The organism is Sorangium sp. So ce295 (assembly GCF_051527405.1).
Taxonomy (GTDB): domain Bacteria; phylum Myxococcota_A; class Polyangia; order Polyangiales; family Polyangiaceae; genus Sorangium; species Sorangium cellulosum_B.
Genome location: NZ_CP150324.1, coordinates 4,808,534 through 4,833,897, shown reverse-complemented (window position 1 = coordinate 4,833,897; position 25,364 = coordinate 4,808,534). Strand labels below are relative to the sequence as shown.

Annotated in this window: 27 protein-coding genes and 2 pseudogenes; 21 read left to right on the top strand and 8 right to left on the bottom strand. The window is 71.8% G+C overall.

The genetic code is table 11. The features are described 5' to 3' along the window. Positions 1–31 precede the first annotated feature (31 nt). The 7 genes from mbhE to mnhG are packed head-to-tail and all read left to right on the top strand — an operon-like array spanning position 32 to position 5,743. A complete protein-coding gene (gene mbhE, locus WMF11_RS18270; RefSeq protein ID WP_437978362.1) occupies positions 32–2,350 on the top strand; it encodes a hydrogen gas-evolving membrane-bound hydrogenase subunit E in 2,319 nt (772 codons plus the stop codon). Continuing rightward, the gene (locus WMF11_RS18265; RefSeq protein ID WP_437909662.1) at positions 2,332–2,754 is read left to right on the top strand and encodes an MnhB domain-containing protein; all 423 of its coding nucleotides are present in this window, start codon (positions 2,332–2,334) and stop codon (positions 2,752–2,754) included. The genes mbhE and WMF11_RS18265 overlap by 19 nt, the downstream gene beginning before the upstream one ends. Beyond that, entirely contained in the window at positions 2,751–3,101 is a 351-nt protein-coding gene (locus WMF11_RS18260; protein WP_437978361.1) for a sodium:proton antiporter, read from the top strand. The genes WMF11_RS18265 and WMF11_RS18260 overlap by 4 nt, the downstream gene beginning before the upstream one ends. Next, positions 3,098–4,588, top strand: a complete 1,491-nt coding sequence (locus WMF11_RS18255) for a proton-conducting transporter transmembrane domain-containing protein (RefSeq protein WP_437978360.1) — start codon at positions 3,098–3,100, stop codon at positions 4,586–4,588. Before WMF11_RS18260 ends, WMF11_RS18255 begins: the two co-directional genes overlap by 4 nt. Before the next feature lie 4 nt (positions 4,589–4,592). Next, positions 4,593–5,090: a Na+/H+ antiporter subunit E gene (locus WMF11_RS18250; protein ID WP_437978359.1), complete on the top strand. Its 498-nt coding sequence runs from the start codon at positions 4,593–4,595 to the stop codon at positions 5,088–5,090. 1 nt (position 5,091) lies between these two features. Then, on the top strand, positions 5,092–5,373 hold the full coding sequence (locus tag WMF11_RS18245; RefSeq protein WP_437978358.1) for a monovalent cation/H+ antiporter complex subunit F: 282 nt from the start codon (positions 5,092–5,094) through the stop codon (positions 5,371–5,373). Next, positions 5,363–5,743 (top strand): monovalent cation/H(+) antiporter subunit G, encoded by a 381-nt coding sequence (gene mnhG / locus WMF11_RS18240; RefSeq protein WP_437978357.1) that lies wholly within the window; start codon positions 5,363–5,365, stop codon positions 5,741–5,743. The genes WMF11_RS18245 and mnhG overlap by 11 nt, the downstream gene beginning before the upstream one ends. Positions 5,744–5,768: 25 nt before the next feature. Here the strand turns inward: mnhG and WMF11_RS18235 are convergent, their stop codons facing one another. Both WMF11_RS18235 and WMF11_RS18230 read right to left on the bottom strand, forming a co-directional pair. Further along, on the bottom strand, positions 5,769–6,800 hold the full coding sequence (locus WMF11_RS18235) for a mechanosensitive ion channel family protein (protein ID WP_437978356.1): 1,032 nt from the start codon (positions 6,798–6,800) through the stop codon (positions 5,769–5,771). A gap of 9 nt (positions 6,801–6,809) precedes the next feature. Continuing rightward, positions 6,810–7,913 (bottom strand): AI-2E family transporter, encoded by a 1,104-nt coding sequence (locus WMF11_RS18230; protein ID WP_437978355.1) that lies wholly within the window; start codon positions 7,911–7,913, stop codon positions 6,810–6,812. A 409-nt stretch (positions 7,914–8,322) separates the two neighbouring features. Between WMF11_RS18230 and WMF11_RS18225 the strand changes: the two genes are divergently transcribed. The 4 genes from WMF11_RS18225 (at position 8,323) to WMF11_RS18210 (ending at position 10,530) form a co-directional block, all read left to right on the top strand. Next, positions 8,323–9,192, top strand: a complete 870-nt coding sequence (locus WMF11_RS18225; protein ID WP_437978354.1) for a hypothetical protein — start codon at positions 8,323–8,325, stop codon at positions 9,190–9,192. A gap of 198 nt (positions 9,193–9,390) precedes the next feature. Then, positions 9,391–9,825 (top strand): DUF6184 family natural product biosynthesis lipoprotein, encoded by a 435-nt coding sequence (locus WMF11_RS18220; protein ID WP_437909655.1) that lies wholly within the window; start codon positions 9,391–9,393, stop codon positions 9,823–9,825. A 66-nt stretch (positions 9,826–9,891) separates the two neighbouring features. Then, entirely contained in the window at positions 9,892–10,032 is a 141-nt protein-coding gene (locus WMF11_RS18215) for a hypothetical protein (protein ID WP_437978353.1), read from the top strand. A gap of 72 nt (positions 10,033–10,104) precedes the next feature. Beyond that, positions 10,105–10,530 carry a DUF6184 family natural product biosynthesis lipoprotein gene (locus WMF11_RS18210; RefSeq protein ID WP_437978352.1) on the top strand — a complete coding sequence of 142 codons (426 nt, stop codon included), beginning with the start codon at positions 10,105–10,107 and terminating at the stop codon, positions 10,528–10,530. Positions 10,531–10,781: 251 nt separating this feature from the next. On the opposite strand, the gene WMF11_RS18205 is transcribed toward WMF11_RS18210, so the two are convergent. After that, positions 10,782–10,976, bottom strand: a complete 195-nt coding sequence (locus tag WMF11_RS18205; protein ID WP_437978351.1) for a hypothetical protein — start codon at positions 10,974–10,976, stop codon at positions 10,782–10,784. 407 nt (positions 10,977–11,383) lie between these two features. On the opposite strand from WMF11_RS18205, the gene WMF11_RS18200 reads away from it, so the two are divergent. Next, complete coding sequence (locus WMF11_RS18200) at positions 11,384–11,881, top strand: DUF421 domain-containing protein (RefSeq protein WP_437979319.1); 498 nt, start codon at positions 11,384–11,386, stop codon at positions 11,879–11,881. A 203-nt stretch (positions 11,882–12,084) separates the two neighbouring features. After that, positions 12,085–12,369 (top strand): annotated as a pseudogene (locus tag WMF11_RS18195) (hypothetical protein); the annotation flags it as partial. A 70-nt stretch (positions 12,370–12,439) separates the two neighbouring features. On the opposite strand, the pseudogene WMF11_RS18190 reads toward WMF11_RS18195, so the two are convergent. The 4 genes and pseudogenes from WMF11_RS18190 to gspC form a co-directional block, all read right to left on the bottom strand. After that, positions 12,440–12,562 (bottom strand): annotated as a pseudogene (locus tag WMF11_RS18190) (glycoside hydrolase family 15 protein); the annotation flags it as partial. Positions 12,563–12,580: 18 nt separating this feature from the next. Next, on the bottom strand, positions 12,581–12,994 hold the full coding sequence (locus WMF11_RS18185) for a hypothetical protein (RefSeq protein WP_437978350.1): 414 nt from the start codon (positions 12,992–12,994) through the stop codon (positions 12,581–12,583). Continuing rightward, positions 12,991–13,152 carry a hypothetical protein gene (locus WMF11_RS18180; RefSeq protein WP_437978349.1) on the bottom strand — a complete coding sequence of 54 codons (162 nt, stop codon included), beginning with the start codon at positions 13,150–13,152 and terminating at the stop codon, positions 12,991–12,993. The genes WMF11_RS18185 and WMF11_RS18180 overlap by 4 nt, the downstream gene beginning before the upstream one ends. 50 nt (positions 13,153–13,202) lie before the next feature. Then, a complete protein-coding gene (gspC, locus tag WMF11_RS18175) occupies positions 13,203–14,150 on the bottom strand; it encodes a type II secretion system protein GspC (protein ID WP_437909651.1) in 948 nt (315 codons plus the stop codon). Between the two features lie 209 nt (positions 14,151–14,359). Here gspC and WMF11_RS18170 point away from each other — a divergent pair, with 209 nt between their 5' ends. The 4 genes from WMF11_RS18170 (at position 14,360) to WMF11_RS18155 (ending at position 18,273) form a co-directional block, all read left to right on the top strand. Then, positions 14,360–14,674 (top strand): hypothetical protein, encoded by a 315-nt coding sequence (locus tag WMF11_RS18170; RefSeq protein WP_437978348.1) that lies wholly within the window; start codon positions 14,360–14,362, stop codon positions 14,672–14,674. A 37-nt stretch (positions 14,675–14,711) separates the two neighbouring features. Continuing rightward, entirely contained in the window at positions 14,712–16,220 is a 1,509-nt protein-coding gene (locus tag WMF11_RS18165) for an ATP-binding protein (RefSeq protein WP_437909649.1), read from the top strand. Beyond that, positions 16,217–17,587: a sigma-54-dependent transcriptional regulator gene (locus WMF11_RS18160; RefSeq protein ID WP_437909648.1), complete on the top strand. Its 1,371-nt coding sequence runs from the start codon at positions 16,217–16,219 to the stop codon at positions 17,585–17,587. Before WMF11_RS18165 ends, WMF11_RS18160 begins: the two co-directional genes overlap by 4 nt. Before the next feature lie 227 nt (positions 17,588–17,814). Next, on the top strand, positions 17,815–18,273 hold the full coding sequence (locus WMF11_RS18155) for a hypothetical protein (RefSeq protein WP_437978347.1): 459 nt from the start codon (positions 17,815–17,817) through the stop codon (positions 18,271–18,273). Between the two features lie 19 nt (positions 18,274–18,292). Here WMF11_RS18155 and WMF11_RS18150 read toward each other — a convergent pair whose 3' ends face one another. After that, complete coding sequence (locus WMF11_RS18150; protein ID WP_437909647.1) at positions 18,293–19,576, bottom strand: hypothetical protein; 1,284 nt, start codon at positions 19,574–19,576, stop codon at positions 18,293–18,295. Positions 19,577–19,827: 251 nt separating this feature from the next. Between WMF11_RS18150 and WMF11_RS18145 the strand changes: the two genes are divergently transcribed. From WMF11_RS18145 to WMF11_RS18130, 4 genes are all read left to right on the top strand, one after another. Continuing rightward, complete coding sequence (locus WMF11_RS18145) at positions 19,828–21,390, top strand: CotH kinase family protein (protein ID WP_437978346.1); 1,563 nt, start codon at positions 19,828–19,830, stop codon at positions 21,388–21,390. A 54-nt stretch (positions 21,391–21,444) separates the two neighbouring features. Continuing rightward, a complete protein-coding gene (locus WMF11_RS18140; RefSeq protein WP_437909645.1) occupies positions 21,445–22,467 on the top strand; it encodes a calcium/sodium antiporter in 1,023 nt (340 codons plus the stop codon). A 78-nt stretch (positions 22,468–22,545) separates the two neighbouring features. Then, entirely contained in the window at positions 22,546–24,495 is a 1,950-nt protein-coding gene (locus WMF11_RS18135; RefSeq protein ID WP_437978345.1) for a TrkH family potassium uptake protein, read from the top strand. A 126-nt stretch (positions 24,496–24,621) separates the two neighbouring features. Then, positions 24,622–25,305 (top strand): potassium channel family protein, encoded by a 684-nt coding sequence (locus tag WMF11_RS18130; protein WP_437909643.1) that lies wholly within the window; start codon positions 24,622–24,624, stop codon positions 25,303–25,305. The last annotated feature ends 59 nt before the right edge of the window (positions 25,306–25,364 follow it).

Here is a 25,364-nt window from a genome sequence, read left to right as displayed (position 1 = left end):
GCCTACCCCGTTCGGCAACAAGGGTTCTCGCATGCTACCGACCCTCGCATGGACGATCGCTACTCCCTTCCTGGGCGCGGCGCTCGTGCTGTTTCTCTCGCCGCGGTGGGCTGGACGCGTCGCGCTCCTCCCCCCTGTGATCGTGCTGTTCCTCATGCTTCCGCGCTGGTCCGAGGTGTCCGGGGGTGCATCGACGACGATCCCCGTCGAGTGGCTCCCCTCCGTCGGGATCACCGCGAATTTGCGCCTGGACCGCCTCGGCTCTTTCTTCGTGCTGCTCGTCGCGGGCGTGGGCCTCGGCGTCGTCCAGTACAGCCGTGCATACCTCGGACCGAAGGGCAAACCCGCCTACTGGGCGACGCTCCTCGCGTTCATGGGGGCCATGATCGGGGTCGTCCTCTCGGACTCGCTCGTGCTCCTCTACGTCTTCTGGGAGCTGACCACCATCGCGTCCGCTCTGCTCATCGGGATGGACTTCACCGATCCGGAGGCGCGGAGCGGCGCGGTCCGCGCGTTCCTGGTCACGGGCGCAGGGGGCCTCGCGATGCTCGCCGGCGTGGTGTTGCTCGGGCAGCTGGCCGGCACTTACAACCTGTCCGAGCTCGCCCCGCGCGCGGGTGAGATCGTGGCGCACCCGGCCCATGTCCCCGCGCTCCTCCTCCTGCTCGTGGGGGCATTCAGCAAATCGGCGCAGTTCCCGTTCCATTTCTGGCTCCCGGGCGCCATGGCCGCGCCCGCGCCCGTCAGCGCGTATCTTCACTCCGCCACGATGGTGAAGGGCGGCATCTTCTTGATAGGCCGCCTGTTCCCGGTATTTCATGCGTCCCCCGTCTGGCAACCCGTCCTCGTCACCGTGGGGCTCACCACCTTCGTCGTGGCCGGATGGGACGCCGTCCGGGCCTGGGACCTGAAGAAGCTCCTCGCTTACAGCACGGTGGCGTACCTCGGCGTGCTGACCGCGCTCTACGGCCTCTATGCGAGGGCGGGGACGCGCGGTGAGCTGCTGAATATCGCGAACCACGCGCTGTACAAGTCCTCTCTGTTCTTGCTCGTCGGCTGGATGGAGAAGGTGACGGGGACACGCGATCTTTCGGTGCTGAAGCGGGAGCACTGGTTCCGGCGCGAGCCGGTCGCCGGGGTCTTGATCGGGTTCGGCGCCGCTGCCATGGCGGGCTTTCCCTTCGTGTTCGGCTTCATCAGCAAGGAGGTCCTCTTCGAGGCGCTGCTCACCGATCGCTCCCCGGCCGGCGTGGTCGCGGTCGTGGCGGCCGTCGTGGGCGGGGCCCTCGCGGTCGCCTATGCGCTCAAGCTCTTCGTCGGCTCGTTCTGGGGCCCCGACATTCCGCCCGAAGATCGCGGCCATCCGAGACACCAGCTCTCGCCATGGCTGCTGGTCGTCCCCCTCCTCCTGCTCGCCCCGCAGGTGATCGGCGGCGTGGCTCCCGGGCGGCTGGGTTCTCTGCTCGAGCCCGGAGCCGAGCGGCTGGGGTGGCTGGCCGTGTGGCACCACGCGGACGCCCTCTTCGCCCTCAGCTTGATCACGATCGCGCTGGGGGCAGGCGGTTATCTGCTCTGGAGGCGGCACGCGGAGCCCCCCAGCGAGCCGGAGACGCAGATCCTCTCCGACCGCATCTCCGGGGTCGTCCTCCGCCTCTCGGGCTGGGCCGGGCGAGCCGTACAGGCCGGGGGACTGCCACGTCACCTGGCGGTGATGCTCCTCTTCGCCGCCGCGGCGTCGTGCGCCGCCGCCGCGCTGGGGGATGGGCGCGGCGCCACGGGGACGTGGGGCCCCGATCTCGGGGTCGCCTGCCTCCCGGCGTTCATGATCGTCGCCGGCGCCGCGCTGACGCCCTTCGGGACGAGCCGCGTCGCCAGGATCGTGACCATGGCGGTCGCGGGGTACGGCGTCGCGGTCTTCTACATCCTCTTCCGCGCGCCCGACCTCGTGCTCACGCAGATCCTGGTCGAGACGGTCTCTCTCATCCTGCTCCTGCTCGTCTTTCGCAGGCTCCCCAGGCTCGCTCCCGACGCGCGGCCTCGAGGGGTGCGGATCGCCCACGCCGCCGTGGCCGGCGCCGTGGCGGCCCTCGCGGCGAGCCTCGCCTGGGACACCGGTGTCCATCCTCCGAGCGCCCCTGCCGGAGCGGATCAGCGCGCGCTGTCGCTCCCCGAGGCCCACGGAAGGAACGTCGTCAACGTCATCCTCGTGGATTTCCGGGGCGCCGATACGCTCGGCGAGATCACGGTGCTCGCCGTCGCCGCGCTCGGCGTGGCGGCGCTGCGCCCGCGGCGCGAGCCGGCGCCGGCGTCCAGGCCAGGGGGGTCCGGATCATGCGATCGCCCTTCCTGAGCTACGTCGCCACCGGGGTGCTCCCGTTGATCGTCGTCTTCGCCCTCTTCCTGCTGCTCCGCGGGCACGACGCGCCGGGAGGCGGCTTCATCGCCGGGCTCGTCACGACCATCGCCTTCGTCCTGGCGGCCCTGGCCTTCGGCGCGGGCACCGTGCGGGCCGCGCTCCCCCCGCTCGCTTGCCGGATGCCCTGGATCGGCCTGCTCGTCGCCGCGGCGTCGGGGCTGCCAGCCGTCGCGCGCGGCCAGAGCTTCTTGACCCATTACCACGTGCCGATCGGCGCCGCCGAGGCGCCCGCGCTCCGCCTCTCGACGACGCTGCTCTTCGACGTCGGGGTCTATCTCACGGTGGTAGGCGCTGCGATCCAGGTGCTCGACGCCTTCGCCGCGGAGGCGCCGCCGTGATCGGAGCCGCCGCGATCGCCGCCGGGGTGCTCCTCGCTGCGGGTCTGTATCTCATGCTGTCCCGCGACGTGCAGCTCGTGGCGATCGGCTTCTTCCTGCTGTCCAACGGCGTGAACCTCTTCGTGCTGACCGCCTCGGGGATGCCCACGGGCGCGGCCCCGCCGCTGATCCCGGAGGACGAGCCGGCCGCCGCCCTCGCCCGCCCCACGGCCGATCCGCTCGCGCAGGCGTTCATCCTCACGGCGATCGTGATCGGCTTCGGGATGGCCGCCTTCCTGCTCGCGATGGCCGTCGACATCCACCGGAGGAAGGGGGGCGATGAGCCGTCCGGGAGGGACGACGCATGAACGCCGCGATCGTGGCGGTCCCGGTGCTGCTGCCCCTGTTCACCGCGGTGCTCCTGGCGCTGTTCTCCGGGCGGCCTCGGCTGGAGCGGTGGCTGTCGCTCGCCAGCGGCGCCCTCCTCTTCACGACCGCTCTCTCGATCACCGCCCGGACGGCCCGCGGCGCGATCCTCGTGCTCGCCATCGGGAGCTGGAGCCCGCGCGTCGGCATCGTGTGGGTGGCGGACGCGCTCTCCGCCCTCATGCTGCTGTTCGCGTCGATCGTCGCCCTGGCCGCGCTCGCCTACGCGCCCGGATCGCTGCGCGGCGCGCGCGAGCGGCGGTATTTCTATCCGCTCCAGCAGCTCATGATGGCGGGGGTCGACGGCTCCCTCGTGACCGGCGATCTCTTCAATCTCTTCGTGTTCTTCGAGCTCATGCTCCTGTCGTCCTTCGCGCTGCTCGCGCTGGGCACCCGGGCGGAAGCGCAGCGGCATGCGCTCGCGTATGTGGTGATCAACCTCGTCGCCAGCGCGGCGCTCCTCGGCGGCGTCGGCGCGGTCTACGGTACGGCCGGCACCGTGAACATGGCCGAGCTCGCGGTGCGCGTCCGCCAGGGGGGCCTGCCCTCCGCCTTCTGGAGCGCGGGGGCGCTGGTGCTCGTCGTCTTCATGGTCAAGGCGGCCCTGGCGCCGGTGTTCTTCTGGCTGCCCGACGCGTACCCGGAGGCGTCGGCCGTGGTGAACGGCCTCTTCGCCGGGCTCCTCACCAAGGTGGGCGTCTACACGCTGTTCCGCGCCGTCCCGCTCCTGGGCGACGCCGCGCCCGGCGCGCTCCGCCCAGCGCTCCTGGTGATCGCCGCCGTCACGATGGTCATCGGGGTCGTGGGGGCGCTCGGGCGAAGCACGGTGCGCGGCATCCTGTCGTTCCATATCGTGAGCCAGGTCGGCTACATGATCTTCGGGCTAGCGCTGTTCAGCCCCGTCGCGGTGGCAGCGGGGCTGTTCCATACGCTCCACAACATGGTCGCGAAGACAGCGCTCGTCTTCGCAGGAGGCGTCGTGGAGGGCATCGGCGGGCCTGGGGCGCTCGGCCATGCCCGCGGGCTCGCGCGCACCCACCCGTGGGTGGCCGCGGGCTTCCTCGTCCCTGCCCTGTCGCTGGCCGGACTGCCCCCGCTCAGCGGGTTCTGGGGCAAGCTGCTCCTCGTCGTCGCTGGCTTCCGGGCCGGAGCCGTCGTCGCCACCACGGTATCGCTCGTCGTCGGTCTCCTCACGCTCGCGTCGATGCTCAAGATATGGACGGCCGTCTTCTGGGGAGCGCCCACCTGCCTGCACATGCCTCGCACCGGCCGCGACCGGGGCATGCTGGGCGCGACGCTCGGCCTCGGCGCGCTGACCGTGATCCTGGGCCTCGCGGCGGCGCCGCTCTTCGCGCACCTCGAGCAGACCGCGACCGCGCTCCTGGAGGTGACGCCGTACGTGGACGCGGTCCTCAGGGAGCGACGATGAGCCGATGAACCACCTCGCGTTGAACCTGCTCCTCGCGATCGTCTGGGTCCTGCTCCAGGTGGAGTTCTCCCTGGGGCGCCTGGTCGTGGGCTTCCTCGTCGGCTTCGGCGCGATTGCGCTCACCGAGCGAGCGCTCGGCAGGAGCTTCTACGCGCGCGCTGCGGCGGGCGTGCTCGCCCTGGCCTGGAGCTTCGTCAAGGAGCTCGTCCTCTCGAACCTCACGCTCGCGCGCGACATCCTCCGCCCGCGGCCCGTGTTCCATCCGGCGTTCGTCCGCCTCGATGTGCGCGCCCTGAGCCCCGTGCAGACGATCCTCCTCGCCAGCCTCATCTCCCTGACCCCGGGCACGCTGACGGTCGACGTGGGCCTGGAGGAGCAGGCGCTCTACGTCCACTCGCTCTACGCGCGCGATCCCGCGGAGCTGCGCGACCGGCTGCGCCGGTTCGTCCGTCTGATCCAGCGCGCCGCAGGCCGCGGGCTGCCGCCATCGCTGGAGGAATGACATGGGGAGCGTCGATCCGCGGTCCGCCGTCCTCTTCGCGTCGCTCTTCGTGCTCGGCGTCGGCATCGGGCTCTGCACGATCCGCGTCGCGCGCGGGCCGACGAACTTCGATCGACTGCTCGCGTTCGATTGCCTGTTGATGAATGTCGTCGGCGTGGCGCTCGTGGCGTCGATGCTGCTCGCCACGGACGCGTTCATCGACATGGTGCTGGTGACCGTGCTGTTCGGGTTCATCGGCACCATCTCGCTGGCCGCCTACCTGGAGGGCTCCCTTGCTCGCTAGCGCGCTCGAGATCGCCGCCGCCGTGGCGGGGACGTTCTTCATGTTCGTGGCGTCGCTCGGCGTCCTGCGCCTGCCGGACTTCTATGCGCGCATCCACGCGCCGACCAAGGCCGCGACGCTGGGGCTCGCGTTCCTGCTCGCCGCGCTCGCGCTGCACTTCAGGGAGCTCTCGAGCGTGACGAAGGCGGCGCTGGCGCTGCTCTTCGTGGCCGTGACCGCGCCCCTCGGCGCGCACATCCTCGCGCGAGCGGCGTACCGCAGCGGCGTGCGGGCGCCCCGAACGCGGGTCGACGAGTACGGGCCTTCCGTGCAGCGCCTGCGCAGCGAACCCGAGCGCGCGGAGGAGGTGAAAGGAAAGGAGGACGGGTGAGCCAACGTCGACCGGAAGACGCTGGTCAAGGCGCGCCCCCGTCGGTATCGCGCCGCTCTCCCCGGCCCGGCGGAGCCGCGTCTCGCGGCTCCTGCGCCCGGGCCACGCCGCGGGGCCGCGGCACCGGGCCCTTGCCGGCGGGCCACCCCTCGCGCTGGCGGGAGCGATCGCCGTCGGTCTCCTCGGTCTGGTCGTGGAAGAGCACCTGCGTGGTCGGGAAAGGCAGATCCACGCCGGCGTCGGTGAGCGCCCGCTTGATGGCGACGAGCACCCGATCGCGCGCGTCGAGCGCGTCGTGCTGGCGGGGAGGCCTGATCCACCAGCGGACGCGCAGGTTCACCGAGCTCGCGGCGAGCTCCATGGCCAGCACGTCGGGCGCTGGCTCCGGGAGCACGCCGTCCACGCTCCGGAGCGCCTCCAGGATGAGCGCCTTGGCGCGCTCGACGTCGTCGCCGTAGCCGATGCCCACGTCGTATTCGAGCCTGCGCACCTCGAAGGCCGTGTTGACCACCACCGAGTTCGTGAACAGCTCCGAGTTCGGGATCACGACGCGCCGGCCGTCGTACGTCTTGAGGAGCGTCGCGCGGGTCTGGATCTCCTCGACCGTGCCCTCGTAGCTGCCGAAGCGGATCTGGTCGCCGATGCGGAACGGCTCGGTCAGGAGGAGGAGGATGCCCGCGAGGTAGTTCTGGAGCACGTCGCGGAACGCGAAGCCGATCGCGACCGATCCGATGCCGAGGAACTGGAGGAGCGAGGCCGGCGTGAAGTTCGGGAAGACGATGACGCAGCCGACGAGGGCGCCGAGGATGAACATCGCCCCCTGGGTCAGCCGCCCGAGGACCAGCCCGAGGTTCTGGTTCCGGCGCCGCGTCATCGCGATGCGCCGGATCGTGGTCCTGAGCAGCTTGCCGGCGACGTAGAAGGCCGCGAACACGGCGAGCGCGATCCCGATGCTGGGCAGCGAGGCGATCAGGTCGGCGGCCAGGTGATGCACCTTGTCGACGGCCTGCGCCCACGCAGAGGGGCTCTCGCCGGGAGGCGCGGCGCTGGCGCTCATGGCGTCTCTCTACCGCTGCTCGGGGAGCCCCGGGACCGGCGCATCCTCCCCCTGGTTCACCGTGGTGTCGCCCAGCACGCCCTCGACGTAGACCCGCTTCGCGAGCACGACGAGGACGACCAGGATCGGCGTGGCGAGGACGACGCCGAGACCGCCGGTCAGCGTGCCCATCAGCACCTGCGTCACCAGGATGAGCCCCGGCGGCAGCGACACCGTGCTCCGCTGGATGAGCGGCGTGATCAGGTAGCTCTCGACGACCTGGATGCCCAGGTAGAGCGCGATCACGTAGCCTGCCATGGCCGGGCCTTGCAGCAGGCCGAGCAGCGCGGCGGGGACGGCCGAGAGCGCCGGTCCGACATAAGGAACGAACGTCAGCACCGCCGCCAGGATCGCGAGCGTCAGCGCCAGGTGGATGCCGAGGAGCGCGAGGCCGATCCAGGTCATGACGCCCACGACGGCCATGGAGAGCAGCCTCCCGAGCAGCCATCGGCGGAGGAGGTGCCCCATGTCATCGAGCACCGTCGACGCCTGGGCCCGCCGCGCGACGGGGACGAGGCGGAGCAGGCCCTTGCGGTAGGCCGCGGGCTCGGCCGCGAGGAAGAGGCCCAGGAACAGGACGACCACCGCGCCCGCAAGGGCGCCGAGCGTGGTCGAGAGCAGGCGTGTTGCGCCGAGGAGGGCCTGCCGCGCGTGCGGGAGAACCTGCACGTCCGAGAGGCGCTCGGCGAGCTCACGGCCCCAGGCGTACCGCCCGGCGTGCTCGGCCGCGCGGCGCGCCGCCTGGGGCAAGCGCAGCGCGAGCTCGTCCACCTGCGCCGCGAGCGACGGCGCGATGAGCCAGGCGCCCGCCGTGACGGCGGCGGCGAGCGCGGCGACGGTGACGGCCAGCGCCCAGCCGCTCGATAGAGGGGAATGGCGGCTCAGCCAGTCCCCGATGCCGCGCAGAACGATGGCCAGGAGGAGCGCCGCGAAGACGAGGAAGACCACGTCGAACACGGCCCCGAGCACCCAGAGGAGCAGCCCGCTCACCGCCACGATCGCGACCGCGGCGATAGCGCTCGATCGCGCCTGCCCGAGCCTGTCGGCGTCCGAAGCCGGTTTCCGCTCCACCATATCGGCTCCGCGGGCGCGCCGCTGCGCCTCTGCACACGCCTATTCCGCCGGCGGGGTCGCACGTCAAGCCACCGAGGGCGCGCTCGTGCCGGCCTGGCGTGCGGCGGGCGTGCGCCGGGGCTCTCGAGTCCAGCTCACGAGTGCGCATGACGGTGACGGCGCTCGGCCGTGCCCGGCGCCGCTCCGGGAGCACCGTCGCTTGCAGGCTTGCCCGTCGCTGGACGGGCGCGGCGTTCCCTTGCGGGGCACCGAGGCGCCTGCCGCAGCGCATATCGAGCCTGCGGCGGCGTCGCCGGCCCGGCGTCTCGCGCCGGCCGATCCCTGCCGGCGAAGCGTTCCGCGGTGTCCCTGGCGTGCAATGGCCGAGCTCGGCGTCGGCAGAGGCACGCCAATCGCAAGATGTCGGGGCATGTTGCGAAGAACCAGCACGCGGATGCTCTGGTCGGGGACGGTTCTGATGGTGGCCGTCGCCGGCTGTCGAACCGATGAGCCGCGCGGAGAGGCCCTCGGTGAGAACCTGCAGAAGGAGCCTCCGGCGCAACAGCAGCAGCGAGGCACGCAAGCGCCTCCGGAGGGCGCAGCGCGGCAGGCTCCTCCGCCCGACGTCGTGGTCGGCGGCGTGCTGTCCTGCCGCCCCGAGGCCGAGATCGAGGCCACCATGACCCGCCTCATCGCGCTGGCGGACGCGAACGGGGACCGGGCGCTCTCGAAGGACGAAGCGCTCGGCCTGACGAACGTCGTGGTCGGCGGCTTCTTCTTTCGCGCCGACGAGAACGGCGACGGGGTGGTGACGCCCGAGGAGGGCCGGAAGGTGCGAGCGGAGTTCATGGACCAGAACCCCGCGGCCGCCGCGCTCTTCCAGGAGGCGCGCAAGACGACCGGCAAGAGCCCCTTCGCGACGCTGGCCCGGCTGTTCGACGTCGACTACGGTAAGCCGCTCGCCATCGCCGAGGCGCGCGACGCGGCCCGCGGCGCGGTCGAGGATCTGTACCGCGCGGCCGATCAGGACCGCGACGGAATCCTCTCGCGCGCCGAGGCCAACGGCGTGGCGTGGGAGGGCGCGCGGGCGCTGGGCCGGTCGGCGTTCGAGGCAGCCGACGGCGACCGGAACGGGCGCCTGACGTCGCAGGAGTTCCAGGCAGCGCTCCAGGGGCCGGCCAAGGTGGCATTCACCATGGCCGATACCAACAACGACGGACAGCTCACAGAAGAAGAGGCGGCCAGGGCGATGGGGCAACTCGTGCAGCGGCTCGGCGTCCAGCCGCCCGCGCCGCGGTAGCAAGTGACGCGCTCGCCACGGCCGGCGTGCCCTGCTGGCGCCCGCCTGGATCGCGATGGCGCGGCCCGATGACGCCGTCCAATCCGGGATGTCGCCATCGACGTGGATGTACGCCGGCCGAGAGGCACCACCATCGCGCGTTCGCCGCGCGCTGGACAGCGCCCGATCTGCGCGATCGGGCTGGTTGGGGAGGAAGAGATGATGCGAACGAACCATGGGACATCGGTGGTAGGCCTGGTCCTCGCGGCGGCGGCGACCCTGCTCGCGACGGGATGTGATCGAGAAGAAAGGGCGCTCGGGACGACGCGCCCCCCGGAGGGCTCCCAGGTCCAGGCGCGGACGGCGGTCGCCAGCGCGGTCGATAGCATCGTCGCGGCGCGGTGCGACCGCGAGGCGCGGTGCAACAACGTCGGCCAAGGCCGCGAGTATGCGAGCAAGGAAGCCTGCGCCACCAGGATCCGAGCCGAGTGGCGCGACGAGCTCAACTTCGTCGAGTGCCCGGGCGGCATCGATTCCAAGGAGCTGAACGAGTGCTTGCAGGAGATCCGCAACGACGACTGCAACAATCCGTTCGATACCCTCGGCCGGATCGTCGCCTGCCGCTCCAGTGATCTCTGCCGAGCCACTCCCTAGCCGCGCTCTCGCGGCACGGCAATCGCAAGGTACGTAAGGCGCGTCAAGCGTACGCAACGGAGCGCGATGCGAGCTCATGAGGTGCGCGGGCTCACCGTGGCAGACGGCCGCGTCGACCTGGACCTCCGCAGGGCTGGAGGCGACAGCGTCGAGGTCGACGTGCTCCGGGTCGAGGGCAACATCGATGTCGTGGTCGAGGAGCGCTGAGCCGCACCGGCCGCTGCGCTCCATCGCTGATGTGACATGTGACGAGAAAGAGAGAGCGAGAGAGGGGGAACCATGCAGATGATCGTTGGGAGACCGGTGGTGGGCCTGATCCTGGCTTCGGGGATGAGCCTGTTTGTGGCGTGTGGCGGAGAGGACGGCTCTCAGGGGGCGCGAGCCCCGGACGGCGCCCGGCGCGAAGCGCCGGTGCCGGTCGGCAGCGCTGTGGATAGCATCGTGGCAGCGAGGTGCGAACGCGAGGCGCGGTGCAACAACATCGGACAAGACCGGGAGTACTCGAGCAAGGATGCGTGCTCGAACGAGATCCGATCCGAGTGGCGCGACGATCTCAACTTCACCGAGTGCCCGGGCGGCATTGACGCCGAGGAGCTGAACGAGTGTCTGGAGGGGATCCGCAACGAGGAGTGCGGCAATCCGTTCGATACCCTCGGGCGGGTCGTCGCCTGTCGCTCCAGCGATCTCTGCCGCGACACGCCCTAGAACCGATCACGTTGAAATCTGGAGAATTTTTCACAGGGAGGCGAGGAGGCGGGGAGGAAGAAAAAAAATGAATCTCTCACTCTTGCCGTCTCTCGCTCCCCGCCTCCCCGCCTCCCTGTGAATTCCCGCTTTCTCTCGGGGTTTCAACCCGTTTGTCGCTCTAGGGGCTGGTCGGACCGGGCGCCGCTCCGGTCATTGTTGTGAAAAGGGGAAAGCGGACATTCCGCCGCTCTGCTGCGCCCGGGAGAGGCTCATTCTTCACGGGCGAGCGCAGTATACAACGCGACGAGCGCCCGCTCGGCAGCGCGCAGCGCGATCAGGATCTGCTGGTCGGACGCGGGTACGCGGTCCGCGGGGTGAAGGCGCGCCGCCTCCGCCCGAAACTCCCGCACGGCAGCGGACACGCGGCTCGATCCACGGTACGGACCGGCCGCGAGCGCCTGCATGCCGGACGCTGCGTCGCGGAGCGCGCGCTCCGTCGCGGCGCGGAAGCTCGCGTGCCGGGCGGCGACATCGAACCAGGCTGCAGCGGTCCGGCGCGCGTCCGGCCGCCCGCCGTCCGACCGAGGCCGCAGGGCACCTCCCGCCGATCAAGGGTATCGTTGCTGCCAGCGCAGGAGGGGCGGCAGCTGCAGAGCCGCGGTGTGACCTTGCAATCCAGCCACATCGGCTCTCTCGGCCATCCCTGGACTTTCACGGTCCGACCGTCGGGTCTATGGATGTGGTTGACGTCACGCGGCCACGCCCGGTCCGCTCAGGACGGGTCCGGCCGCGCCGGGTTCTCTCCCTCCGATAAGCGTCGCGGTGGAGCTGCGCTGCAGGCTGCCGCCCCATGGATCACGGAGCATGTCGCGTGTTCTTCAGCAACTGGAACAGCCTGGGTCGGATCGTGCTGGTCGGCGGCCTCGCCTACGTGGCGCTGGTCGTGCTCCTCCGGGTCTCCGGGAAACGCGTGCTCTCGAAGATGAACGCCTTCGACCTGGTCATCACCATCGCGCTCGGCTCGACGCTCGCGACCGTGATGCTCTCGAAGGACGTGGCGCTCCTCGATGGCGTGCTCGCGTTCGCGCTGCTCGTCTCGCTCCAGCTCCTGATCACCTGGCTCTCGGTCCGGTCGAAGGCGGTGAGCCGGATGGTCAAGGCCGAGCCGACGCTGCTCGTACACCGCGGAGAGATGCTCCCGGGCGCGCTCAAGCAGGAGCGCGTCGTCGAGGCCGAGATCCTCGCGGCTGCGCGCGAGCACGGGCTCATGTCGCTGGCAGAGGTGGAGGCGATCATCCTGGAGACGGACGGCAGCTTCTCGGTGATACGCCGCTCGCCGTCGGGCGGGGAGGCGTCCTCCACCCCATGAGCAGGGCGCTCGCCCGTTGACGCGCTGGACAGGCTGTAGAACCCGGATTCTCTCAGGGGTAGGGCGATGATGAAGATGGGAAACGCACCTTCTGTGCACGGCTTGCGGAATGAGCGGTGACGGCTACTCCTTGTCAAGCCGAACGGCGCTGTTCTGGTGAGCGGCTGCCTGCCGAAGGAAGCGCTCCCTGATGTTGCTGCATCTTGCTGCACCGAAGCTGGTTGTTGTCCTGTCGAGCGTCGCCGCCGGCGCGCTGGTCTCCCCTCTCGTGGGGCGCGCGGTGCGTCCCCTGCTGCGCACCCTCGTCAAGGGAGGTATCGTGGCGCAACGAGAGATCCCGGGGCAGGCGCATCCCGATGGACGGCGTCATCGTCGAGGGCCAGGGCACGATCAACGAGGCCCCCATCACCGGCGAGAGCATGCCCGCGATGAAAATGATCGGCGCGACCGCCTACGCCGGGACGGTGCTCCTGTCCGGCGGTCTGCGGGCGCGCGTGGCGCCGCGCGCGCGGGGCCAGCCGCGCGCGTGGCCGGCCACCGCCAGCGCCAGGCCGATCGCCGACGCGCCGCGTTCACCAGCGCGACGTGCGAGAGCGCCTGCGGGAAGCCCCCGAGGAGCCTCTTATCACGCGGATGGTACTCCTCGGACAGGACGCCGACGTCGTTCTTCAGGGTGAGGAGGCCACCCAGGGCGCTTGCCTACCGCGCTCGCGTGGTGAAGAGGGACGTGATGGAGTCCAGGATATCCTGGATCGACAGGGCAGGAGTCGGCTTGTCCGGGTTGTCGAGGGCCCTGTCCACGTAGTGCCCGAGGTACTCGGTCGTAACGAACGCCGTGATCGCGTTCGTCACCGCGCCGGCCAGGGGGATCAGCCCCAGGGTCATGGTGAGCACGAGTCGAAGGGCGCCGCCGCCCCAGATGATCTGGTGGACCTGGGACCACGCGGCCTTCGAGAGGGACGCGCGTCGCTCCTTCGCGAGCGACGCCGTGAGCAGGTACTGGATTGGAATGACGAACAGCTGGTCCGAACCCGGCAGCGGCTGGACGATGAAGCTGATCCCGGCGGCGCCGGCCGAGAATGCGTGCGTGGTGAGCCGTGCGCCGAGCTTCATGAAGGAAGCTTAACGCCCGCTCGGCCGTCGAGAAGTGGCTCGCGCCGCTCGTCCGGGCGCGGGCTCTCGATAATCGGCGCGAGCAGCCTGAAGGACGCGCGCTCGCCCGCCGGGCCGAGCGCCTCCAGCCACCGTTTTGCCGCGTCCTCTGTCTTCACGGAGATCTCCTGTTCATCGATGGCACGCCGCGCGGTGCCTGAGCCGCGCCTCACTGGATCCGGAGATCGATCGTCATGTCCTTTCCCCCCCGCTGGAGGGAAATCGCGAGGTTGTTCGCCGAGCGCAGCCGGGCGTAGGCTTGAAGCGCGCTCTGCGGGTCGGTCATGTCGAAGCCGTTGATCGAGCGGATCGTGTCCCCCCTGCGCAGGCCGACCGCGGTCAGCAGCGAGTTGGGCGCGACGCGGGCGAGGCGGACGCCGACCACGCGCTCCCCCTCCCGCGCAGGTACGATCCGCGCGGAGCGCATGAGCTCCCCCTGCTTCTCCAGGACCAGCTCGATCGCCGTCCGGTCGACCACGAACTCGCGGTCGCTCACCTTCCGGATCTTCGCCGCGATCTCCGGCGGGAGCGCGCCGGGCTTCGGCCGCGGCGCCGCGGGCGGCGGCGCGGGCGCCGCGCGCGGCGCGCCCCGGTTGTCGCCGATGCGGAGCTGACACCGCGCCCCCGGCTCGGCGAGCCAGACGCGGTCCCAGCCGATCGCGACGACCGAGCGGCCCTCGACCGCGTCGCCCTCCCGGCGCAGGAGCGGCTCCCCTCGCCCGGCCGCGATCGTGGCGAAGGACCAGGAGGGATCCTCCGAGGCGGCGATCAAGAGGACGCGCGCGCCCTCGCAGATCGGATCCAGCAGAGGATCGCCGCCCACGGCGGACACCTCGTCGTCGTCCTCCTCCTGGCTGGCAGGCTTCGGCGTGAGGGGCCCTGTCACCGAGTCGAACGGGTTCCGCGCCACGATGGCTGCCGCGCTGGTCGTGTGATCGCCGTCGTCCAGGAGGGGCCGCGGCTGCGACAGCGGTTGCGGTCGCGCCGGCGGCAGCCCGGAAAGCCACGCTTCTTCCACCAGGTACGAGATCCCGGAGGCCTGCTGGTACGCGGCGATCATGATCATCCCGCCGAGGATCACCGGGAAACATCGCTTGATGAGGAGTTCCGGAATCACCGTCGCCTTCCAGAGCGAGCGTGCACGCGAGCGTCGGTGCGCCCCGCAGCCCGCCAGCAATCGTCGCCAGCACACCTTGACGGAGCGCGGAGGCCCCTCCGGGCGGCCGTCGCGCGCCGGGGCCCTCGCGCCCGAGAGCAGCATTGCCCGTGCCCACGCCGGAGCAGCATCCGTGCCCAGGTGGCTCGGGAGTTGCTGCCCGCCGATGCATGAAGAAAAGGACGGACGCCGCCCCGCTCGCCCTGCTCGCCGCGCTCGCCGCGCTCGCCGCCACGGCCGGTTCTGCGGCGGCGGGCTGCGCTCCGGACCCGCGCGGCGTGGCCTGCGCCGACGACAGCGAGTGTCAGCGCCCCGACGGGGGACTCGCGTACTGCATCAACTCCCGCGGCGTCGAGTGCGTCTCGAGCTCGCTATGCAGCGCGGAGGACCGGTGCATCGGGGGTCGATGCGCGCCCCGGTGCCGGGACACGCGCGACTGCCGGTCCGACGAGCTCTGCCGCGAGGGAACCTGCGAGGCCCGCTGAGATGCGACATCGTGTCGCATCTGGGACAATGGATCGCATGAACGCGCACAGCCACGAGGGACGGAGCGCGATGGGGCTGACGCTCCAGCTCTGGCTCGTGCTCCTCGTGCCGATCGTCCTGGCCGTTGCGCTCTACGGGGCGGCGATCCACACGACGCGGCATCAGTTCCTCCGCAGGCAGGCGTCGGCCGAGCTGCGCCACCACGCGAGCCTGGTCGAGGCGGCGATCGGCGGGGCCGTCGAGCGCGGCCAGGTCGAGCTGCTCAAGCAGCGCATCGAGCGGCTCGCGCAGGCCGAGCGCATCCTCGGGATCGCGGCGTTCGACGAGCGCGGGGGCCCGATCCTCGTGACGGATCCCATCGCCGGCGAGTCGGCCGAGCTCGCGGCGCTCGCGCGCAGGGCGCTCGCGACGGGCGCGGAGATCGAGGAGGAGCAGACGCTCGGCGGAGGGCCGGCGCTCGTCCGCACGGTCACGTTCTCGCAGCGGGGTCTGTCGGTCGTCGCCGTCGTCGTCCGGGAGCTCCGCTACCTCGACGCCTTCGCGCGGAGCTCGAACCGGGGCCTGGCGCTCGCCGGGGCCGGGCTGCTCGCCGCCGTGGCGGTGATCGCCGCGTTCGCGAGCCGGGCGACGGTCGGGCGCCCGGCCGGCGCGATCGTGGCGGGCGTCGAGCGGGTGGCGCGCGGGGAGCTCGAGGTGACGGTGCCCGAGGCGGGCGCCGAGGAGCTCCGGCGGCTCGCGCGGGCGTTCAACGCGATGACGGCCTCGCTCACCGAGGCGCGCGCCCGCCTGGAGCAGGAGCAGGCCGCCCGCGCCGCCGCCGAGCGGAAGCTGCAGCAGGCGCACGCGCTGTCGGCCGTCGGGCAGGTGGTCGCCTCGATCGGCCACGAGATCGGCTCCCCGCTCAGCGTCATCCTGGCGCGCGCCCGCCGCCTCGCCGACCAGCCCGGGTGGCCCGAGCCGGCCCGCGGCGAGCTGGAGACGATCGCGACGCAGTCCGAGCGCATCTCCCGCGTGGTGGCGCGGCTGCTCTCGGTCGCCCGGCCGCCGAGGCTCCTCGGCGGCGGCAGCGACGTGGCCCGGGTCGCGCGCGAGGTGCTCGCGTTCCTCGGGCCGGAGTGCCGGCAGCGCGGGATCGCGACCCGACTCGAGCACGACGGGGCGCCGCTGCACGCGGTGCTCGACGCGGACCACCTGTTCCAGGTGGCGTTCAACCTGTGCCTGAACGCGGCGCAGGCGCAACCTCGCGGGGGCGAGATCACGGTGCGGCTCCAGACCGTCGACGCCCGCAAGGCGGCCCTCGAGGTCGAGGACCGCGGGCCCGGGATCCCTCCCGAGGTCGCCGAGCATATCTTCGAGGCGTTCTTCACGTCGAAGGGCGATCGCGGCGGCACCGGCCTCGGCCTGGCGATCGTCGAGGGGATCGTGCGCGAGGCGGGCGGCTCGGTCGAGCTCGTCCCGACGGACCACGGCGGCGCCTGCTTCCGCGTCACCCTGCCGCGCGGCGTGTCCGCGCCGCTGCCCGCGCGCGCGGAGGCTCGACCGTGAGCGCCCGCGCGAAGGTGCTCATCGTCGACGATGAGCTCGAGATGGTGAAGCTCGTGGCCGACATCGCCCGCGACGTGGGCCACGAGCCGGTGACGCTGACCGCGCCGCTGCTCGCGCTCCCGCTGCTCGAAGAGCGCGAGTTCGACCTCGTCGTGACCGACGTGCGCATGCCCGAGATGGACGGGATCGAGCTCATCGAGCGGATCGCGCGCTTCGACCCCCGGACGGCGATCATCGCCATGACCGCGTTCGGCTCGATCGACACCGCGGTCCGCGCCATGCGCGCCGGCGCGTTCGACTACCTGCCGAAGCCGTTCCAGCCCGCGGACATGGCGCTCCGGATGGAGCGGGCGCTCGGGCAGCGGGCGATGACGGTGGAGCTGACCGAGCTCCGCTCGGAGGTCGCGCAGCGGTTCTCGATCGCCGGGATGGTCGGGCGCAGCCGGGCGATCGAGGAGGTGATCGCGCTCGTGCGGCGCGTGGCCGACAGCCGCGCGACGGTCCTCGTGAGCGGCCCGAGCGGGAGCGGCAAGGAGCTCGTGGCGCGCGCGCTCCACGGCGAGAGCCGGCGTCGCGGGAGGAAGTTCGTGGCGGTCAACTGCGCGGCGATCCCGGAGTCGCTCATCGAGGCGGAGCTCTTCGGGGTGCGCAAGGGCGCGTACACGGACGCGCGCAGCGACCGGCCCGGGATGTTCCAGGAGGCCGACGGCGGGACGTTGTTCCTCGACGAGGTGGGCGAGCTCGCGCTCCCGCTCCAGGCGAAGCTGCTGCGGGCGCTCCAGGAGCGGGAGGTCCGCCCGGTCGGCGCGGTGTCCTCGGAGCCGGTCGACGTGCGCGTCATCGCGGCGACGAACCGCGATCTGCGCGCGGCGGTCGCCGAGCGCAGCTTCCGCGAGGACCTCTTCTACCGGCTCGCGGTGATCGAGATCGCGATCCCGTCGCTCAGGCACCGCACGGACGACATCCTGCCGCTCGCCGAGCACTTCCTGGCCCGCGCGGCCGCGCACGCGGGCAAGCCGATCGCCGGGTTCTCGGGCGCGGCGGTGAAGCGCCTGCTCGCGTACGACTGGCCCGGCAACGTCCGCGAGCTGGAGAACGCGATCGAGCGGGCGGCGGCGCTCTGCGACGGCGCGCGGATCTCCCCGGACGACCTCCCCGAGGGCGTGCGCGCGCGGCGAGGCGCGCCGGATTTCCTCGATGCCGCCGCGGATCGGCTGATGACGCTCGACGAGCTCCAGCGCGAGTACGCGCAGGTCGTCCTGCGGCGCGTGGGCGGCAAGAAGCAGCGGGCGGCGGCCCTGCTCGGCGTCGATCGGCGGACGCTCCAGCGCTGGTTCGGCGGGAGCGACGGCGAGCAGGAGCCCTGAGGGTCGCCCTGGAGCGCTGCGTCCACTCCCCGCTGGCGGCGCTCGAGCGGGCCATCGAGCGCTTCGCGCGCGGCGACAAGACCGCGCGCGCCCCGGCCAGGGCCCGCGGAGCTGCGCTCGATCGCGGGCGTGTCCTCGGGCCCCCGGGGCTGAGCGCGCTGGCCAGAGCGGCACGCCCGGCCCAAATTATTTTGATCTCAAACGATGCGCAGGCTAGAAATTCTGTCATGAGCCTGTCCTTCTCCGGGCCGAATGGGTGGATCGAGCAACGCTGGATCGTGTATGCGCTGATGCGCGACAGCATCCAGCACCACCTCGAGGACGGGCGGCCGAGCGCGGAGTTCGCGACGATCCATGGCGCCGCGGGGGCGCTCGGCGGGCAGCGCGTGGTGCTCCCTGCGCGAAGGCTCCACGACGAGCTCAGCCGCGCGCGGGCCGAGCTCGCGGGCCGCCCGATCGAAGACCTGGCGATCAGCGGCCGGACCCGCTCGGTCCTCAGCCTGCGCTGGCCGCCGCCGGAGGAGCTCGAGACGATGCTCGTCACGGACTGGGGGGACTCGGTGCCGCTGCTCGGCGCGCCATGCGGCGACAGCCTCGACGACGTCTTCGGCCACCTGCTCGATGGCCTCTTGCGCATCACGGAGGGGGCATCCGAGTCGGATCACGTCGAGATCATGGACCTGTAAGCGCGCGTCCCGCCGGAGCTCACTCCTTCGACAGATAAGCGATCACGAAGCACATCTCCTGATTCGTCCCTTCCCCCCAGGGCACGTCCACTGGCGGGAGCGAGAACTGCCCCTCGCTGTCCACCGTGTTGTCCCATGTGCACTCGGTGACGAAGCGATCCCCTGTCCCCCAGCGCATCGGCTCATCGAACATGTAGAGCGCCTGGTGGTGGAACTCGAACTCGCCGCGCGCGGCGCACTCGTTCTCTCCGCCGTCGCGCTCGATCCAGGCCCGGTAGGAGCGGCCGAGCACGTGCATGTGCGGCATGACGCCGTACACGAGCAGCGGCGGGCCCTCGTTCGGGGCGGAGCTCTGCTCGGTGTGCGCCTCGGCGCCCGCGGGGATCGTGAACGGGACCGGGCCGAACACATCCATGTAGACCTCGGCGCGAGGCGCCTCGCGCGCGAGCTCCAGGCGGTAGCCGGACCGATCGCGCGCCTCCGAGTTCCTGCGCCCGAAATAGTGCATCTGCAGCACGAGCTGCTCGCCGGGCTCGACCCGGACCCCGGCGCCCTCCGGCAGCCGCGTCACCCCGACGCCGGGCGCCCAGCTGTGGAGCAGCTGCCAGTCGAGCTCGATGACCGGATCGCGGCACGGAAATGCGCGCGTCCCCGGCGCGACGCCATAACCGATGCCCGCGTCGCCGCCGAGATCCCGGTACACGGCCATGTGGTGCACAACGGCCGGATTGCCGACCTCCGCCTCGAACGCCGTGATCCAGGCCGGCTCGGAGAACGGATTGTCGATGATCGTGCAGAAGTACTCGTTGCCGTCGTCGTCGAGGGAGACCTCGTGCTCCTCGGGCATCCCGAGCGTGGCGTCGGGCACCTCGATGCTGTCCGCCCGGCCCCGCGGCGGCGGCGAATCGACCGGATCGCCGAGCGGGGCGCCGTCGCGCGCCCATGCCTCGAAGAGGAGGCGCTCCTCTTGGCTGAGGCTCATCCTCTCCGCGCCTTCGTAGCTGCGGCAGCTCGGGTCCAGCACCGGCGGCGGCATGTCCCCCGCGCTCACCCGCAGTGACATGAGCGCGGCCAGCCGCTGCGCCGTCGCCGCGTCCGTCAGCGCCACACCGCCGACGCCCGCGCCGTCATGGCAGGAGGCGCACGAGCGCTCCACGAGCGGCTGGATGTCCCGGTACCACGTCACCTCCGGCCCCGGCGACGCGGGCCCCTCCCCGTCGCCACCACACCCCGTCATCCCCACCGCCCCGAGCACGAACACCACCGCGCTCCGTGCTCTGCGCACAGCTTCGCCCCTCGTCATCCCAGGCCTCCTGTCGTCACGGCCGGCTCAGGAGCCGCATCTCCGCGAGAGCTCCCGTCAATCGACCGTTTCAAACGATTGTTTAATAGCCAGTCGGCGGTGTGTCAAGGGCTGGGCTCGACGATGGCCGCGGCGGTCCTCGAGCGGCGGCGACGTGAGAACGGAGCGGCGCGTGTCGGCGCGCGTGCGGATGCCAGCGCACATCCAGCACCGGGGGGCCGAGCCGCGCGCCCTCGGCTAGGATCGCCAGCATGCGCAACCCCCGCCTTCTCCTGCCGCTGGCGACGGCCCTGGTCCTGGGATCCTTGCAAGGTGCCGGCTGCTCCGGCGAGACGCCCGCTGAAGGGTCGTCGGGCCCCGATGGGTCACGCTGCGAGCCGTCGGGCGGCGGGCCGCACTGGCTCCTCGAGGGCGAGACCGTGACGTTCCCCGTGACGTGCGCGACCGGACTCGCGCTCCCGGACGGCGCGATCGAGGTCGGCCCCCTCCCCGACGGCGCCACCTACGACCCGGTCGCGCGCGAGGTGACGTTCTCACCCGGGCTCGACCAGGCCGCCGTCTACGAGATCGAGATCCGCGTCGCGCAGACGTCCGAGGTCGGGCGCGTGAAGATCGGCGTCGCCGACGCCTTTGCCGATCCGGCGAACGTGCCTGTCGTCGATCCGGCCCGCTATCCCGAGGAGTACGGCCTGCCGGTGCTCTTCCTCTCGCCCACCCCCGAAGCGAAGGAGTACGCGCCGGCCACGGTGGTCTACCGCGGCCACACGTACACCGCCGAGGCGGAGCTCCGCGGCGAGAGCTCGCTCGGGTATCCGAAGAACAGCTTCACCCTCAAGTTCCCCAAGGAAGACAAGTTCAACGAGCCCGACGAGGCCGGCGGGTTCACCGATCGCCGCAAGGTCGTGCTCATCACGACGTTCGACGACAACTCCTATGTCCGGCAGCGCCTTGCGTACGACCTCTGGAATCGCCTCGATCCGGAGCACATCCAGATCAAGACGTACAGCGCCGTCGTGTACCTCGACGGGCAGTACGCAGGGCTCTACACCGTGGCCGATCACGTCAACGGCTACCTCATGGAGGACCACGGGTACTCGCAGGACGGCAACCTCTACAAGGCGGTCAGCCACGACGCGAACTTCGCGCTGACCGCGCACGACGACGAGCCGAAGGAGACGCTGCACGACGGCTTCGAGAAGAAAGAGGGGACGCCGCCGGAGGGCGAGCCGGAGGCGTTCGCGGACCTGGAGGACCTCGTGAGCTTCGTCGCCACGTCCGACGACGCCGCGTTCGCCGCCGAGATCGGGTCACGGATCGATCTGCGCGATTACGAGGACTGGTGGATCTTCGTCACGTTCATCATGGCCGACGACTCGGCCGGAAAGAACAGCTACCACTACCGCGATCCGGTCGCAGACACCGTGTTCCGCTACGTGCCGTGGGACTTCAACGCGAGCTTCGGCCAGGCGTGGCAGACGGAGCGCCAGCCGGCCTCCGATCGCGTCGAGTACCTCGGCGTGAACCTCCTCTTCCAGCGCCTCCTGGAGGAGCCGTCGATCGGCGATCCGCTGCGCGCCCGCTATGGCGAGGTCCTGCGCGGCGCGTTCGACGAGGCCGAGATCCAGGCGATCGTGGACGGCTACGTGGCGCGCATCGACGCGAGCGCGCGCCGGGACGAGGCGAGGTGGGGCGAGGCCTACCGGACCTACGAGGAATGGAGCGGGCGCGGCGACTTCACGACGTACGAGGAGGAGATCGCGTACGTGAAGGCGTGGATCTCGGAGCGGTGGCAGCACCAGGACACGCTCTACTGATCAGCCCGAGACGAGCCGCTGGGCCGCGGCGGCGCCGGATGATAATGCGTCCCCGTGCTCCTCCACGCCACGCAGCTCCTCCTGGGCGGGCTCTTCCTCTATCTCGGCGCCGAGTGGCTGGTCAAAGGCTCGTCTGGCCTGGCGCTGGCGTTCGGGCTGCGGCCGCTCGTCGTCGGGCTCACCGTGGTCGCTTATGGCACCTCGGCCCCGGAGCTGACCGTAAGCCTCGCGGCCGTGCTCGAGGATCGGGGCGCCATCGCGCTCGGCAACGCGGTCGGCTCGAACGTCGCCAACCTCGGCCTCATCCTGGGGTTGACCGCGCTCATCTGCCCGCCCCGCGTGGAGGGCGGCCTGATATGGCGCGAGATCCCGGTGCTCGTGGGCACGGCGGCCGTGGTGCCGCTCCTGCTCCTCGACGGCGTGATAAGCCGCCTCGAGGGAGCGCTCCTGTGCGCGGCGTCGGTCGGGTACACGGCGTGGGTCATCCAGAGCGCCCGCAGGGGCGCGCCGGGAGGCGCCGCGGCCGTGGCGCGCCCGTCGCCGCCGTCCCCGGACGAGCGCGGCGCGTTCGCGGCCGCCCGCGAGATGGAGATCGACGCCGAGCGGGCCGGCGCCCCCGCGGGCCGCGGCAAGCGGCGCCTCGCGCTGATCACGGCGGTGGGCCTCGGCCTCCTGATCTTCGGCGGCAAGGTGTTCGTGAGCGGCGCCGTGGGCGTGGCGCTCGGCGTGGGCATGAGCGAGCGGCTGGTCGGGCTGACCATCGTCGCGGTGGGCACCTCGCTCCCGGAGCTGGCGACCAGCATGATCGCGGCCGCGCGCGGGCACTCGGACATCGCCGTCGGCAACGTGGTCGGCTCGAACATCTTCAACGTGCTGATCATCCTCGGCGCCGCCGCCCTGGCGCGGCCGCTCGCGGGCTCTCCAGCCGGCATGGCCGTCGATCTCGCCGCCCTCGGCGGGGTGACGGTGTTCGCGGCGATCGCGATGCGGACCGAGCGGGTGCTCCGCCGCGCGGAGGGCGCCGCGCTGCTGGTGATGTACGCGGCCTTCCTCGCCGCGCTGATCCTCGCCGCCTGATCGGCGCGCCCGCCCGGCGCCGGACCGCTCGCCGCGCGGCCGGAGCGGACGTTGACATCCTCCAGCGCGGCGGCGTGAATGCTGCGCGTGGATCCATCACCTCCCCCCTCGTCCTGGCCGCGCGCGCCGCGCGCCGACCTGCCCGGCAATCGCGGCGATCGCGCGGAGCCCTCGCTGACGGTCGCCTCGCTGGTCGCGCAGTCCGTGCCGCCGCCGCCCTCCGCGGCCGCCAGCGCGGCCGCGGTCGCGCCCCGGCCGCGCGCCGCGTGGATGCGGCCGGCGCCGCTGCTGGTCGGCAGCGCCGTCCTCCTGGGGATCGACCTGGCGTTTGCGATCACCCCGCGCGCCTCGATGGCGCTCACCGCGCTGGAGACGCTGCTCGTTCCTGCGTGGGTCGCGGCCGTGGTCTCGCTGGAGCGCCTGCGCAGGGCGCTCGCGGGCGCGAGGATCGAGGCCAGGCGGCCTCGGCTCGCGCTGTTCCTGCTCGCGTTCAGCCTGCTGCTCGTGTGCATCGGCGAGAAGTGGCTCCTCGTCTGGCAGCCGGCCGACGACCCGGGGAACCGCGGCGTCGTGCTCTACCGCGCGTACACCGTGCTCGCGTTCCTCCTGGCCATCGGCGGGCTGCTCGGGCGCCGGCCGCTCGAGCGGCTCCTCGCCACCGCCGCGGAGCACCCGGCGCGGCTCATGGCCGTGTCGTTCGGGGTCGCCACGCTGATCGGCAGCTTCCTGCTCACCCTGCCGCAGTCGCTCAAGAACATCGCCGACGCCTCGTTCATCGACGGCCTGTTCATGTCCGCGAGCGCGGTGTGCGTGACCGGGCTCGCCGTGCACAACGTCGCCGAGACGTACACGCCGTTCGGCCAGGCCGTCCTGCTCCTCCTGATCCAGATCGGCGGGCTCGGGATCATGGTGCTCTCGACGTTCTTCGCCATCCTCGCCGGCAGGAGGCTCAGGCTCCGCGACGCGGCCGTGATGGCCGAGATGATCGACGCCGAGTCGTTCGCCCGCCTCCGCCGCAACATCGCCGCGATCGTCCTGTTCACGCTCGGCATCGAGGCGGCGGGCGCGCTCGCCCTGCTGCTCAGCTTCCTGCCCCACCACGAGATCGCCTCCGGGCCCGTCGCCGGGGAGCCCCTCTCCGGCGCCGGCGATCACCTCTGGGCGGCCGTCTTCCATGCGGTCAGCGCGTTCTGTAACGCGGGCTTCTCGCTGTTCAGCGGGGGGCTCGTCCCGCTGGTCGGCTCGCCCGCGGTCTGCGGCGTGGTGATGGCGCTCGTGATCCTGGGGGGCCTCGGCTTCCCGGTGCACGACGAGCTCCTGCGCCGGCTCAGGCTCCGGCTCCGCGGCGAGCGGCCGCCGCGGTTGTCGCTGCACAGCCGGGTCGTCCTGCTCACGACCGCCGTGCTTCTCGTCGCCGGGGCCGCGGGCTTCCTGCTGCTGGAGCGGCGCCGATCGATGGGGGACCTGTCGTGGCCCGTGACGGTGCTGGCGAGCTTCTTCCAGTCGGCCATGACGCGGACGGCGGGCTTCAACACGATCGATCTGGGCCTCATGGGCCCGGCGACGTGGATGCTCACCTGCATGCTGATGTTCATCGGCGGCTCGCCGGGCTCGACCGCGGGCGGGGTCAAGGTCACGACCGTCGCCGCGCTGTTCGCGACGCTGCGCGCCGAGCTGCGCGGCGAGGAGGCGCCACGCCTCCTCGGCCGGACCCTCCCGGCGGCCACGGCGCGCCGCGCCCTGGGGGTCGCGTTCCTCAGCGTGGTGCTCGTCTCGGGGTTCTTGCTGATCATGCTCGCCCTGGAGCCGCACGACCCGATGGGCCTCGCGCTGGAGACGGTCAGCGCGTTCGCCACGGTCGGGCTGTCGGCGAACCTCACGCCGTCGCTGAGCGCGCCGGGGAAGGTGGTCATCACGCTGGCGATGTTCATCGGCCGCATCGGGCCGCTGACGCTGGCGCTGGCGCTCGCCAACCAGGCGAGGGCGCGGAGCTACCGGCTGCCGGAGGAGCGCGTCGGCATCGGGTGAGCGCGCGGCCGGGCGGCGGCCCGGCCCCGGCGCCGCCGCCCGGCCCGCGGATCAGTGGCGCTTGCCCCGGATCCGTGAGACGTTCGCGGCGCCGCGCCGCCAGGAGGCGGCGCGCGATACCGGACCATGAGATCGAAGAGCGTCCTCGTCATCGGGCTCGGCCGGTTCGGTACGTCGATCGTCGAGACCCTGTGGAAGGCCGGGGCGGAGGTCATCGCGGTCGACAACAACCCCGAGGCGGTCGACGCGGTGAAGGACAAGACCTCGGCCGCCTTCGTCGGCGACGCGACGGTGCACAAGGTGCTCGAGGGGATCGGCGCTCAGTACGCCGAGACCGCCATCGTGACGTTCGGCGAGCACTTCGAGCCGTCGGTGCTCTGCGTGGCCTCCCTGGTCCGGATGCGCGTGCGCGAGGTGATCGCCCGCGCCGCCACCGATCGCCAGGCCGACATCCTGCGCGCCGTGGGCGCCACCCGCGTGATCCAGATCGAGACCGAGATGGGCCGCCGCGTCGGCGCCGACATCACCATGCCGCTCGCCCAGGATCTGCTCGACCTGGCCAGCCACTACCGCGTGGTGCCCTGGAACGCGCACGGCCCGCTCGTCGGGCAGACGCTCGCCGGCTCGAAGATCCGGCAGCGGTACCGGATCAACGTGCTCGGCGTGCGGCCGCACACGAGCAAGCAGCCGGGCGACAAGCCGCGGCTCGAGGCGCCCACACCGGACTACGTGATCCGGGATGGCGACACGCTGCTGCTCGTGGGCGACGCCGACGACGTGAGCCGGTTCGTGGCCGAAGTCGGGGGCTGATCGGCCTCCGTGCCTCCGGCGTCGAGGCGCCCCGAACAGGCCACCCGAGCACAATCCTG

What these genes read in the sequence shown, in the direction of transcription:
- WMF11_RS18215 (WP_437978353.1), top strand. Translation starts at nt 9,892, where the DNA reads ATGCGAGCTCATGAGGTGCGCGGGCTCACCGTGGCAGACGGCCGCGTC.
- mbhE (WP_437978362.1), top strand. Translation starts at nt 32, where the DNA reads ATGCTACCGACCCTCGCATGGACGATCGCTACTCCCTTCCTGGGCGCG.
- WMF11_RS18255 (WP_437978360.1), top strand. Translation starts at nt 3,098, where the DNA reads ATGAACGCCGCGATCGTGGCGGTCCCGGTGCTGCTGCCCCTGTTCACC.
- WMF11_RS18135 (WP_437978345.1), top strand. Translation starts at nt 22,546, where the DNA reads ATGCTGCGCGTGGATCCATCACCTCCCCCCTCGTCCTGGCCGCGCGCG.
- WMF11_RS18210 (WP_437978352.1), top strand. Translation starts at nt 10,105, where the DNA reads ATGCAGATGATCGTTGGGAGACCGGTGGTGGGCCTGATCCTGGCTTCG.
- WMF11_RS18205 (WP_437978351.1), bottom strand. Translation starts at nt 10,976, where the DNA reads ATGCAGGCGCTCGCGGCCGGTCCGTACCGTGGATCGAGCCGCGTGTCC.
- WMF11_RS18150 (WP_437909647.1), bottom strand. Translation starts at nt 19,576, where the DNA reads ATGACGAGGGGCGAAGCTGTGCGCAGAGCACGGAGCGCGGTGGTGTTC.
- WMF11_RS18170 (WP_437978348.1), top strand. Translation starts at nt 14,360, where the DNA reads ATGAAGAAAAGGACGGACGCCGCCCCGCTCGCCCTGCTCGCCGCGCTC.
- WMF11_RS18185 (WP_437978350.1), bottom strand. Translation starts at nt 12,994, where the DNA reads ATGAAGCTCGGCGCACGGCTCACCACGCACGCATTCTCGGCCGGCGCC.
- WMF11_RS18165 (WP_437909649.1), top strand. Translation starts at nt 14,712, where the DNA reads ATGAACGCGCACAGCCACGAGGGACGGAGCGCGATGGGGCTGACGCTC.
- WMF11_RS18220 (WP_437909655.1), top strand. Translation starts at nt 9,391, where the DNA reads ATGATGCGAACGAACCATGGGACATCGGTGGTAGGCCTGGTCCTCGCG.
- WMF11_RS18155 (WP_437978347.1), top strand. Translation starts at nt 17,815, where the DNA reads ATGAGCCTGTCCTTCTCCGGGCCGAATGGGTGGATCGAGCAACGCTGG.
- WMF11_RS18225 (WP_437978354.1), top strand. Translation starts at nt 8,323, where the DNA reads ATGTTGCGAAGAACCAGCACGCGGATGCTCTGGTCGGGGACGGTTCTG.
- WMF11_RS18130 (WP_437909643.1), top strand. Translation starts at nt 24,622, where the DNA reads ATGAGATCGAAGAGCGTCCTCGTCATCGGGCTCGGCCGGTTCGGTACG.
- WMF11_RS18145 (WP_437978346.1), top strand. Translation starts at nt 19,828, where the DNA reads ATGCGCAACCCCCGCCTTCTCCTGCCGCTGGCGACGGCCCTGGTCCTG.
- WMF11_RS18250 (WP_437978359.1), top strand. Translation starts at nt 4,593, where the DNA reads ATGAACCACCTCGCGTTGAACCTGCTCCTCGCGATCGTCTGGGTCCTG.
- WMF11_RS18235 (WP_437978356.1), bottom strand. Translation starts at nt 6,800, where the DNA reads ATGAGCGCCAGCGCCGCGCCTCCCGGCGAGAGCCCCTCTGCGTGGGCG.
- WMF11_RS18245 (WP_437978358.1), top strand. Translation starts at nt 5,092, where the DNA reads ATGGGGAGCGTCGATCCGCGGTCCGCCGTCCTCTTCGCGTCGCTCTTC.
- WMF11_RS18230 (WP_437978355.1), bottom strand. Translation starts at nt 7,913, where the DNA reads ATGGTGGAGCGGAAACCGGCTTCGGACGCCGACAGGCTCGGGCAGGCG.
- WMF11_RS18265 (WP_437909662.1), top strand. Translation starts at nt 2,332, where the DNA reads ATGCGATCGCCCTTCCTGAGCTACGTCGCCACCGGGGTGCTCCCGTTG.